Origin of the sequence: Streptomyces sp. NPDC060031 (assembly GCF_042736805.1) — a bacterium.
GTDB lineage: Bacteria > Actinomycetota > Actinomycetes > Streptomycetales > Streptomycetaceae > Streptomyces.
Map to the genome: position 1 here is coordinate 149700 of NZ_JBHWVM010000002.1, position 11096 is coordinate 160795.

General features: G+C 74.4%; 10 protein-coding genes. 5 read left to right on the plus strand and 5 right to left on the minus strand.

Features of this window, described 5'->3' with window-relative positions; genetic code table 11:
* The first annotated feature begins 4 nt into the window (after window positions 1-4).
* The 4 genes from ACFWB8_RS01615 (at window position 5) to ACFWB8_RS01630 (ending at window position 4592) form a co-directional block, all read left to right on the plus strand.
* Window positions 5-1483, plus strand: coding sequence for a bifunctional phosphatase PAP2/diacylglycerol kinase family protein (locus ACFWB8_RS01615; RefSeq protein WP_385220842.1), 1479 nt, complete (start codon window positions 5-7; stop codon window positions 1481-1483).
* Window positions 1484-1712: 229 nt separating this feature from the next.
* The gene (gene ettA, locus ACFWB8_RS01620) at window positions 1713-3377 is read left to right on the plus strand and encodes an energy-dependent translational throttle protein EttA (protein WP_385220845.1); all 1665 of its coding nucleotides are present in this window, start codon (window positions 1713-1715) and stop codon (window positions 3375-3377) included.
* A 10-nt stretch (window positions 3378-3387) separates the two neighbouring features.
* On the plus strand, window positions 3388-3864 hold the full coding sequence (locus tag ACFWB8_RS01625; RefSeq protein WP_385220848.1) for an acyl-CoA thioesterase: 477 nt from the start codon (window positions 3388-3390) through the stop codon (window positions 3862-3864).
* Window positions 3861-4592, plus strand: a complete 732-nt coding sequence (locus tag ACFWB8_RS01630; protein WP_385220851.1) for a hypothetical protein — start codon at window positions 3861-3863, stop codon at window positions 4590-4592. Before ACFWB8_RS01625 ends, ACFWB8_RS01630 begins: the two co-directional genes overlap by 4 nt.
* 7 nt (window positions 4593-4599) lie before the next feature.
* On the opposite strand, the gene ACFWB8_RS01635 is transcribed toward ACFWB8_RS01630, so the two are convergent.
* Window positions 4600-5004 carry a globin gene (locus ACFWB8_RS01635; protein ID WP_385220853.1) on the minus strand — a complete coding sequence of 135 codons (405 nt, stop codon included), beginning with the start codon at window positions 5002-5004 and terminating at the stop codon, window positions 4600-4602.
* 103 nt (window positions 5005-5107) lie between these two features.
* On the opposite strand from ACFWB8_RS01635, the gene ACFWB8_RS01640 reads away from it, so the two are divergent.
* Window positions 5108-6109, plus strand: coding sequence for a methyltransferase domain-containing protein (locus ACFWB8_RS01640; RefSeq protein WP_385220856.1), 1002 nt, complete (start codon window positions 5108-5110; stop codon window positions 6107-6109).
* 15 nt (window positions 6110-6124) lie between these two features.
* Here the strand turns inward: ACFWB8_RS01640 and ACFWB8_RS01645 are convergent, their stop codons facing one another.
* The 4 genes from ACFWB8_RS01645 to ACFWB8_RS01660 all read right to left on the minus strand — a co-directional run.
* Window positions 6125-7174, minus strand: a complete 1050-nt coding sequence (locus ACFWB8_RS01645) for an FHA domain-containing protein (RefSeq protein ID WP_385220859.1) — start codon at window positions 7172-7174, stop codon at window positions 6125-6127.
* A gap of 24 nt (window positions 7175-7198) precedes the next feature.
* On the minus strand, window positions 7199-8524 hold the full coding sequence (locus ACFWB8_RS01650) for a VWA domain-containing protein (protein WP_385220862.1): 1326 nt from the start codon (window positions 8522-8524) through the stop codon (window positions 7199-7201).
* Between the two features lie 34 nt (window positions 8525-8558).
* The gene (locus tag ACFWB8_RS01655; protein ID WP_385220865.1) at window positions 8559-10046 is read right to left on the minus strand and encodes a PP2C family serine/threonine-protein phosphatase; all 1488 of its coding nucleotides are present in this window, start codon (window positions 10044-10046) and stop codon (window positions 8559-8561) included.
* A gap of 3 nt (window positions 10047-10049) precedes the next feature.
* Window positions 10050-11096, minus strand: a 1047-nt coding sequence (locus ACFWB8_RS01660; RefSeq protein ID WP_385220868.1) for a tetratricopeptide repeat protein, incomplete at its 5' end; no start/stop codon positions are given.

Genomic DNA, 11096 nt, shown 5'->3' on the forward strand with positions numbered 1-11096 from the left:
CGGGATGGCTGAACAGGAATTGACCTTGCGGGGCGCGTTCGCCCGGTGGGACCGGCAATTGTTCGACGCGGTGGCCCGGCGGCACTGGCCCGGGGCCGACCGGGTGCTGCCCCGGCTCGGGCGGGCCGCCGACCACGGGGTGCTGTGGGGCGCGGCCGCGGCCGGCATCGCCGTCGTCGGCTCGGCCGGGGCCCGCAAGGCCGCCGTGCGCGGGGCCGCGTCGCTGGCGCTGGCCTCCGCGACCATCAACACCGTCGGCAAGTGGTCCGTGCGCCGGCGGCGGCCGCTGCTGGACGGGGTGCCCGCGGCGCGCCAGGCAGCGGTGCAGCCGCGGACCACCTCCTTCCCGTCGGGGCACTCGGCGTCGGCGTTCGCCTTCACCGCCGGGCTGGCGCTGGAGTCCCCGGGCTGGGGCGCCGTGGTGGCCCCGGTGGCCGCCTCCGTGGCGTTCTCCCGGGTCTACACCGGGGTGCACTACCCCTCCGACGTGCTCGCGGGCGCGGCGCTGGGGGTGGCGGCGGGGTTCGTCGTACGCCGCCTCGCGCGGGGCGCCGAGCAGGCCCGGGTCGTCCCGGGACACGAGCGGACGGCGGTCGGGGCGCCCGCACTCCCCGACGGGGACGGGCTCACCGTGGTGGTGAACAACGGGTCGGGGACGGCCACGGCCGCGGGGCTCGACGTACTGCGCGAGCGGCTGCCCAAGGCCGAGCTGGTCAAGTGCGAGGGGTCGGAGCTGGCCGCCGAGCTTGAGGCGGCGGCCTCCCGGGCCACCGTGCTGGGGGTCTGCGGCGGCGACGGCACCATCAACGCCGCCGCCGGCGCCGCGCTGCGGGCCGGGATCCCGCTCGCGGTGTTCCCCGGGGGCACGCTCAACCACTTCGCGCTGGACCTCGGCCTCGCCGGAACCGAGGACACCTGCCGCGCCGTGGCGGCCGGACACGCCGTGCACGTCGGGGTGGGCCGCTTCACCCCCGGGCCGCACGGCGCCCGTCCCGGGTACTTCCTGAACAACTTCAGCATCGGCGCCTACCCGGAGCTGCTGGGCCACCGCCTGCGGTGGGCACCCCGGATCGGCGGCGGGCCCGCCGCGCTGCTGGCGGCCTGGCGGGTGGTGCGCGCCCAGCGGCCCGTACGGCTCCGGCTGGCCGGTCAGCCCCGGAGCGTATGGCTGCTCTTCGCCGGCAACGGCACCTACCAGGGCACCGGCCCCACCCCCCGGCGCCGCGCCAGCCTGGGCGAGGGCCTGCTCGACGTCCGCCTCGTCCACGGCGGCGGCCGCCCCGGCCCCCGGCTGCTGGCCGCGGCCCTGGCGGGCCCGCTGACGCGCTCCCCCGTCCACGTGGCCACGCGGCTGCGCAGCCTGCGCGTGGGCGACATCCCGGAAGGCACCCCGCTCGCCTACGACGGCGAATACGCCCGGGCTCCCGCCGCCCTGGTCCTCGACGAACTCCCGGACGCCCTGACCGTCTACCGCCCCCGCTGACCCCGGCCCCGCGGACCCCCGCCCCCGCTGACCCCGCGCCCGCGGGCGGCGCCGCCTTTGCGTTCGCATCGGCGGTCGGGGGCCGCCGATGCCCGTCGGGGCCCGGAATCCGGGCCCCGCGGACGCCCCCGGCGCAGGGTCCGGGGACCATTCGGGTTTCCCCCGGGGGATGGACGTACGGCAAGATGGGGTGTATCTGCCCACCCATCGATCTGCCGGACGGTTTCTCTTGGCTGAGTTCATCTACACCATGCGCAAGACGCGCAAGGCGCACGGCGACAAGGTGATTCTTGATGACGTCACCCTGAACTTCCTGCCCGGCGCGAAGATCGGTGTGGTCGGCCCGAACGGCGCCGGTAAGTCCACCGTTCTGAAGATCATGGCGGGCCTGGAGCAGCCGTCCAACGGCGAGGCGTACCTCTCGCCGGGCTTCACCGTCGGCATCCTCATGCAGGAGCCCAAGCTCGACGAGTCGAAGACCGTCCTGGAGAACGTCCAGGACGGCGCCGCCGACACCATGAAGAAGCTCAACCGCTTCAACGCGGTCGCCGAGCTGATGGCGACCGACTACTCGGACGCGCTCCTCGACGAGATGGGCAAGCTCCAGGAGGACCTGGACCACTCCAACGCCTGGGACCTCGACGCCCAGCTGGAGCAGGCCATGGACGCCCTGGGCTGCCCCCCCGGTGACTGGCCGGTCACCAACCTCTCCGGTGGCGAGAAGCGCCGCGTGGCGCTCTGCAAGCTGCTGATCGAGGCCCCGGACCTGCTCCTCCTCGACGAGCCCACCAACCACCTCGACGCCGAGTCGGTGAACTGGCTGGAGCAGCACCTCTCGAAGTACGCGGGCGCCGTGGTCGCCGTCACCCACGACCGCTACTTCCTGAACAACGTCGCCGAGTGGATCCTCGAGCTCGACCGCGGCCGCGCCCTGCCCTACGAGGGCAACTACTCCACGTACCTGGAGAAGAAGGCGACCCGCCTCAAGGTCGAGGGCCGCAAGGACGAGAAGCGCCAGAAGCGCCTCAAGGAAGAGCTGGAGTGGGTCCGCTCCAACGCCAAGGGCCGCCAGACCAAGTCCAAGGCCCGTCTCGCCCGCTACGAGGAGATGGCGGCCGAAGCGGACAAGATGCGCAAGCTCGACTTCGAGGAGATCCAGATCCCGCCGGGCCCGCGTCTGGGCTCGATCGTGGTCGAGGTCAACAACCTCTCCAAGGCGTTCGGCGACAAGGTCCTCATCGACGACCTGTCCTTCACGCTGCCGCGCAACGGCATCGTCGGCATCATCGGCCCGAACGGCGCCGGCAAGACCACGCTCTTCAAGATGATCCAGGGCCTGGAGACGCCGGACTCCGGCGCCATCAAGGTCGGCGAGACCGTCAAGATCTCCTACGTCGACCAGTCCCGCGCCAACATCGACCCCAAGAAGACCCTCTGGGCGGTCGTGTCGGACGAGCTGGACTACATCAACGTCGGCCAGGTCGAGATGCCGTCCCGCGCGTACGTCAGCGCCTTCGGCTTCAAGGGCCCGGACCAGCAGAAGCCGGCCGGCGTCCTGTCCGGTGGTGAGCGCAACCGCCTCAACCTGGCGCTGACGCTCAAGGAGGGCGGCAACCTGCTGCTCCTCGACGAGCCCACCAACGACCTCGACGTCGAGACCCTGTCCTCGCTCGAGAACGCGCTGCTGGAGTTCCCCGGTGCGGCCGTGGTCATCTCCCACGACCGCTGGTTCCTCGACCGGGTCGCCACGCACATCCTCGCGTACGAGGGCGAGTCCAAGTGGTACTGGTTCGAGGGCAACTTCGAGTCGTACGAGAAGAACAAGATCGAGCGTCTGGGTGCGGACGCGGCGCGTCCGCACCGTGCCACCTACAAGAAGCTCACCCGAGGCTGAGGCCGACATCATGGCCAGACACCACTACCGGTGCCCCCTGCGCTGGGCGGACATGGATGCCTTCGGGCACGTCAACAACGTCGTCTTCCTCCGCTATCTGGAGGAGGCGCGGATCGACTTCATGTTCCGCCTCGCGCCGGGGGAGGGCAGTGAGTCCTTCACGGGCGGTTCCGTCGTGGCCCGTCACGAGATCGACTACAAGCTGCCCCTCGTGCACCGCCACGAGCCGGTGCTCATCGAATCCTGGGTGACCCGGATCGGCGCCGCGTCCCTGACCATCCGCTACGAGGTCAAGGACGAGGCGACCGAGGACGCGCCGGAGACGGTCTACGTGCGCGCCGAGACCGTGGTCGTGCCGTACAACCTCGCCGAGGGGCGGCCCCGCCGCATCACGGCCGAGGAGAAGCTCTTCCTCGAGGAGTACCTCGACGGGCCGGCGGCCGATCCCAAGGGCCGCAAGAGCCCGCAAGGGCGCCTCGCGGCATGAGCGGGCGCCCCGACCAGCTGCACTTCGCCGACTCCGGGGAGGCGGCGGACCTCGCCGCCTTCCTGGGCCGGCTGCTGCACTACGACCGCGCCGCCGCCGTCCGGCTCCAGGCCGGCGGTGGCGCGCTCGCCGTCTTCGGGCGGCCGCCGTCCTTCGAGGTGCTGGCCGTCCGCACCGCGCGGCTCGCCGCGCCCGTGGCCGTGCCGCTGGACCTGACGGTGTCCGCCGGCGAGCTGCTGGAGTCCGTCGAGGAGGCCTCGGCGCTCGCCGCCGTGCCCGCGCCCGTCACCGGACCCGCCTGGGCCGGGGTGCTCCCGCCGCGCGGCGGCTGGAAGCAGGTCCCCGGGCTGCCCGGCCCCGAGGCGATCGGCGAGGCCGTGGCGGCCTCCGTGGCCGAGTTCCGGGCCCGTGACGAGGCCCTGCCCCCGCAGCACCGGACCCGCTCCGAGCGCGACCGCATCGGCCGCGAGATCTGGTCACGCACCCTCGGCGACACGGAGCTCCCGCTGCGGGCCGTGCACGCCGCGCAGTCCCTGGGCTTCCTGCGGCCGGTACGGTCCACCGTGCCCCCCGCCCCCGCCCCCGCCACCGCGCCCGGAGCCCCCGACCCGGTGGCGCTGCTCGCCTCCGGGAGCTGGCTGCGCCTGCGCACCCCGTACGGCTCGGTCGCCATGCGCCGGCCCGGCGGTGCTGGCGGTCTCGGCGCGCTCCAGGTCCGCCCGCTGTAGCGGTCCTCTAGCCGGCGGTGTTGATCATCGACGCCGCCGCGTACGTCAGGTAACGCCACAGCTGCGCCTCGTGCTCCGGAGCGAGGCCCAGCTCGTCCACCGCGACCCGCATGTGGCCCAGCCATGCGTCGTGCGCCGCGGAGTCCACCTGGAACGGCGCGTGCCGCATGCGCAGGCGCGGGTGGCCGCGGTTCTCGCTGTACGTGTTCGGGCCGCCCCAGTACTGCATCAGGAACAGCGCGAAACGGTCCTCCGCGGGCCCGAGGTCCCCCTCCGGGTACATCGGGCGCAGCAGCGGGTCCTCGGCGACCCCCTGGTAGAACCGGTGGACGAGGCGGCGGAAGGTGTCCTCGCCGCCCACCTGCTCGTAGAACGTCTGCTCCTGAACCGTGCCCCGCGGAATCTCATTCACCCGACCATCGTCTCAGACGCCCGGACGGAGGACCGGGGTCCTAGGACTTCCCCCGGCCGCCCCCGAGGTCGCACGGGAACGGCGCGCGCAGCACAGTGGATGCATGGGCGCACGAGCCGAGCAAGCCGGGGTGCGCGACGTGCGGGAGACCGCGCACGCCGCCCAGGTACGGGAGCTGGTCGCCGCCGGGGCGCTGAACGACCCGGCCTGGCGGGCGGCCTTCACCGCCGTGCCCCGGCACCTGTTCGTCCCGTACTTCTTCACCGGCCGCGGCGCGGGCAACGAGCGGCTGTGGGCCGAGGACCCGGACCCGCAGCGGCGGGCCCGCTGGTTGCGCGGGGTGTACCGGGACGCCCCGCTCGCCACCCGGCTGCGCGACGGCGAGCTGGTCTCCTCCAGCAGTCAGCCCTCGCTGATGGCGAAGATGCTGGAATCCCTGGAGGTGCGCGACGGGGACAACGTGCTGGAGATCGGCGCGGGCACCGGCTACAACGCCGCCCTGCTCTGCCACCGGCTCGGCGAGGACCTGGTCACCACCGTGGACCTGGACGAGGAGATCACCGAGGCCGCCCGCGCCCATCTGGCCCTGCTGGGCTACCGGCCGGCCGTGGTCACCGGGGACGGGGCGCGCGGCTGTCCCTCCCGCGCCCCCTTCGACCGGATCCTGGTGACCTGCACGCTGCCGCTGATCCCGTACGCGTGGCTGGGGCAGTGCCGGCCGGGGGCGCGGATCCTGGCCCCGTTGTCGACCGGGCTGATCGCGCTGACCGTCCGGGACGCCGACCTGGCGGAGGGCCGCTTCCTGCACACCTCGGCGTACTTCGTGCCCCTGCGCGGGGCCACGGCGGCGGCGCCCGGAACGTTCGGCCTGCCGCAGGGGCTCCCGTACGAGATGGTCGAGAACGAACGCTTCCAGTTCATGCTGCTGCTGACCGCGGGCGTGCTGCACCCGCGGGAGGCGCTGGACCTGTGGCGGCGCGAGGACCGGCCCGCCCGCGAACGCTTCGGGGTAACCGTCAGCGGCGAGGGGCAGTGGTCGTGGCTCGACGATCCCCAGGGGCCCTACGTGTGGCCCCTGGGGGAGGCGGCCCGGCCGGAGCTCTAGGCCGCGTGGGCCCGTCTAGCCGCGGCGGACGGTGATCGTGGTCCAGGCCCCGACGTGGACCCGGTCGCCGTCGGCGAGGGGGACCGGGACGTAGGGCTGGATCGGGTCCTCGCCGTCGTTGATGGTGGTGCCGTTGGTGGAGTTCTGGTCCACCACGGCCCAGCCGCCGTCGGGCTGCTGGACGAGCACCGCGTGCTGGTGCGAGACGCCCGGGTCCTCCGGCGGCACCGACAGGTCGATGTCCGGGGACTCGCCCGTGGAGGCGCGGCGGCGGCCGATGGTGATCTGGCCGCCGGAGAGCGGGAGGTGCTGCTCCGGGGAGTAGGCGGGCAGGTTGAGGCCCGCCGCCTCGGGGCCGCTGCGCTGCATCATCGCCGTGAAGTACGAGCGGTCGGGGCCGATCGTCGCGCTCCAGGCGCCGCCGCCCTGCTGCTGGGACGGGAAGGGCTGGTGCTGCTGCTCCTGCTGCTGCGGGGGCGGCGGCTGCTGCTGGTAGCGCGGCTGCTGGTACTCCTGCTGCGGCTGCTGGTGCGCGGGCTGCTGCGCGGGCCGCTGGTGTCCGGGCTGCTCGTGCGCCGGGGGCGGCAGCAGCCAGTCGTCCTCGCGCTGCAGCGGCTCGGCCGGGCGGTTGACCCGGGAGGGCCGCGAGCCCTGGTACTCGAAGTGGTCCTGCGAGTACGCCGGCGGAGCGGGCGGCGCGACCGGCGGCGGGGGCGGCGGCGGTCCCGGCGTCCCGACGGCCCCCGCGGCGCGGCCCGGGCGGTGGCCGGCCTCCGGCGCGACCGGCGCGTACGAGGTCGCCGTACGGGTCAGGAAGTTGTACCGGCACTCCTCGCAGAACGGGGCCATCGCCTCGCGCGGGGTCCGGCACTGCGGGCAGAGCTCGGCCTGGGCGGTGGGCTCGCCGGCGGTGGGAGGGTAGCCGTAGCCGTAGGAGGGCGCCGCGGGCGCACCCGTGGGGGCGGCCATGCGGTGGCCGCAGACCTCGCACCAGTCGTCGGAAGCGGACTGGTGCCCGTTCGGGCAGGTCGGCATGGCGGCGCTTCCCCCTTCTCCCTGCGTCATCGCGTCAGGTCTTCTTCTCTGTCGTCAGTTCTTCTTCACTCGGACGGTCTGGGTCGAACGCGTTTCAAGAGTCATCTCGTCGGCATCGGCGACCTTCGCCTTCAGCCGCACAGTACCCGCCGCCGCGTCGACGACATCCACCACCTTCGCCAGCAGTTTCGCCGTGTCCGCGTTCCCCGAGGCGCTCGCCAGCTGTACGGCCCTGCCGAGCTTGGCGGTGGCGCCGCCGACATCACCCATTTTGCGCGCTTCCAGCCCCTGTTGGATGGCTTGTGCGAGTTCCGCCTGGCCGGTGTAGTGGGCGACCTGAGGGTTGATGGCGGTGGAGGCGACCAGATCGTTCGTCCACACCGCGCGTACCAGTCCTTGAGCGAGTGCGGCGAGCGGTTCGCCCGCCGCGCCCGGCATGACCAAGGTGGCGCGGGCGGCCAGCATTTCCTGCCCGACGGCCGCGGTGGGGACCCGTACGCACACGTGGTACTCGCGGGACTCGTCGCCCCACGACCCGGTCGGGTAGTCCCCGGCGCGGGGGCCCGCCTCCGTGCGGCGGGCGGTCAGGTCCCGGACGGCCGGCGAGACCTGCTTGACGTACTGGATCTCCACGCCGACCGGGGTCCACAGGCGCAGCGCGACGTCCGCGACCTCCTTGCCCATGACGTTCTCCATCATGAGCGTGAAGTCCTCGGTGAGGTGGGCCGGGTCGGCCACGATGTCGGCGGTGCCGAGCAGCGCGCTCGCGATGCCGGTGACCTCCTTGACCTCCCAGTCGGTGCCCACCCCGCGGGCGTCGCAGGTGAAGCGGCCGGCGCAGGCTTCGAGGGAGGCGCGGAGCACCGCCGGTTCCTCGTGTTCGTTGCGCCCGTCGGTGAGCAGGATCCCGTGGCGGATGGCGGCGGGGGCCTGGCGCAGCAGGCCGTCGGCGAGGCGCAGCCAGGTGCCGATGGCGGTGCCGCCGCCGGAAGCGAGGCCGCGCAGGGCCTCCTTGGCCTGGGCGCGGGTGGCCGGGTCGGCGGTGGCGAGGCGGCCCTGGCCGGGGTAGACCTCCTTGGCCACGTGGGTGCCGGCGATCACGGCGAAGGCGGTGCCGTCGCGCAGGGTGTCGATGGCGGCGGCGGTGGCCTCGCGGGCGCCGCGCATCTTCGCCGGCGGGTACTCCATGGAGCCGGAGCAGTCGACCATGATCACGACGGCGGCGCCGCCCCGGTCCGCGGGGGCGCGGGTGGCGGTGGCGCCGCCGGTCGAGGTGACGGTGACGATGGCGTGGACGTCGCGGCCGCCCTCGGGGAGGAACTCGTTCTGGTACACCTCCACGCTGAAGCGCGGGGCGCTCGGCTTGGCGAAGTTCGCCATCGGTTGGACTCCTCGGGGGCTGGGGGCAGGCTGGTCAGACCTGGGGGCGCGGTTCCGCTTCCGGTTCCGGTTGTGCTCCGGCAGCCGGGTCCGGGTCCGGGTGGGCGGCGAACGGCACCAAGGCCACGGTGACGTTGTCGTGTCCGCCGCCGTCGAGCGCGTGCCCCACCAGGACCTGCGCACTGTGCAGGGGGCGGGCCGCGGCGTCCGCGGGCAGTACCTGGGCCATGTCGCGGGCGGATTCGGCGTAGTTCCACAGGCCGTCCGTGCAGACCACCACCACGCCGTCGTGGTCCGGCTTGAAGGTGGCGGTGTGCGGTTCGAGTTCGTAGGCGTCGGCGCCGAGCCAGCCGGTGATGGCGTGGGCGCGGACGTCGGCGTAGGCCTCGGCCTCGGCCATCAGGCCGGCCGCGACCATCTGGGCGGCCCAGGAGTCGTCCTCGGTGAGGCGGCGGGGGAGGGCGGCGCGGTCGTCCGGTACCCAGTACGCGCGGCTGTCGCCGACCCAGCCGATGGTCAGCAGGCCGCCGCTGACGACGGCCCCGACCAGGGTGCAGGCCGGGGCGTTCTGGGCTCCGGGGACCTCGGGGGCCAGCGCGTTCACGGCTGCGGCCGCCGCCAGGATCGCCTCGTGCATGGCCTCCTGGGGGTGGGCGCCGCGGGGCAGCGCCTCGAGCAGCGCCTCGTTGGCGGCGGCGGCCGCGGCGGCCGACGCCTCGTCGGGGCGGCTGGCCGAGGAGACTCCGTCGCAGACGATGGCGACGGTGGCGGCGGAGCCGTCGGGCAGGGCGGTGGCCGCGACGGCGAAGGAGTCCTCGTTGCGGTGGTGGCGCAGCCCGCGGTCGCTGACGGCGGCGACGCTCCCGAGCTCCTCTTCGAGGTGGTCCCGCTCCCTCGGCTGGGCGTGGCCGCAGTGCTCGCAGTAGCCGTCGGTGTCGACCCGCCCGGCGCGGCAGGCGACGCACGTCTTGCCGGTGTCCTCCGCGGGCGCCGCCCCGCCGGGCCCCTCCGGGGGTGTCGTACCGCCGGGCAGGTCGTACCGCGCGGTGCCGCTGCCGCTGCCGCTGCTGGTGCCGCCGTACGGGGGCTCGTGCGCCGGGGGCGCCTGGTACGGGGCCGCGCCCGCGGGGACCGGGCCCTGCGGGCCGCCGCTGCCCGCGCCCTCGGCGCCGCTGCCGCCCGGGCCGCTCCCGTACGCCGGCTCGTGGCCCGAGGCCATGGCCGGCGGGCCGCCGTCACCGTAAGGGTCCTCGGCCACGGGGGTGTCGGACCAGCCGTCCGGCCCCTCGACCAGCGTCGGGGCCGCCGCGCTCACGCTGCCCCACCCGGGCGCGGCCGCGCTGGCGTACCCGCCCGCCGGGGCGGGGGCCGGGCCCGGCGGGGGCGGAGTGATGGGGAGGGTGGGGCGGGAGACGGACTGCGGCGAGGACAGGACGGCTTGGCCGCAGAAGCCGCAGAAACGGTCACCCTCTTCCAGGGGCTCCGCGCAGCTCGGGCAGCCAGACAGCCGATGCTTCGACATCAATCACACCCACGTCCGGGGACGGAAACGGTTTGCCCGCTCCACCAGTTCGATCCTCTCCTCGCCCTGCTGCGCCAGCCGTGCGAGCAAGCGGTACGAGCGCTCCAAGCCGAAGCGCAGGCCCCGTTCGTCCAGTTGACTGCCGAGCAGCGAGGTCCGGCCGGGTTCGGAACCCCGGCCACCCGACAGTACCCAGTCCAGGGCCGCGCCCAGAACTTCCGTCGACAGCCGGACGTGCCGTACCGAGTCCAGCCCGAACCGCTCCAGTGCCTCCACCTGCGCGGCAGCCGACGCCAGGTCGGGCAGCAGCTCCTCCTGCGGAGCCCGGTCGCGCAGGCGTGCCCGTACGGCCGCCACCCGGGCGGCGGTGTGGTGGATCGAGGCCTCGGGCACGGATTCCAGCGTGTCCACGGCTCCGGTCCGCTCCCCGGCGGCCAGTTGCACCCGGGCCAGTCCGAACGCCGCGCTGACGAAGCCGGGGTCCGTGGCCCACACCAGGCGGTAGTAGTCGGCCGCGTTGTCCAGCTGCCCCAGCACCTCCGCGCACAGCCCGAGCGCCAGCTTCGGCGCCGGCTCGCCCGGGAAGGCGTCGTAGATGGCGTCGAAGGACAGGGCCGCCATCTCGTCCTCGCCGGCGGCCAGGGAGGCGACCCCGCGGGCCCACACGACCCGCCAGTCGTCGGGGTAGAGCTCTTCCAGCTCCTCCAGGGCCGCCCCGGCCGCGCCCGCTTCGCCCAGCTCCAGCCGGGCCCGCAGCTCCCGCAGCCGCACCTCGGCGGAGTCGGCCGGGGCCGAGCCCAGCGCGCCCAGCAGGTCGGCCGGCGCGGAGGCCAGCAGGCCCGCCAGGAAACCGGCGTTGGGATCGCCCGCGTCCACCAGCGGCACGGGCAGGGCCAGCGCCGCCTCCCGGGGGTCCAGCGTGGGCGGCGCCGCACGGCGCGGCCCGGCCGGTTCGGGATCGGGGAAGGGCACGGGCGCGGCCCGGCGCGGGGCGGGGACGGCCACCGCGGGCGCGCCCGCCTTGTGCGTCGCCGTGGTCCCGAGCGACCC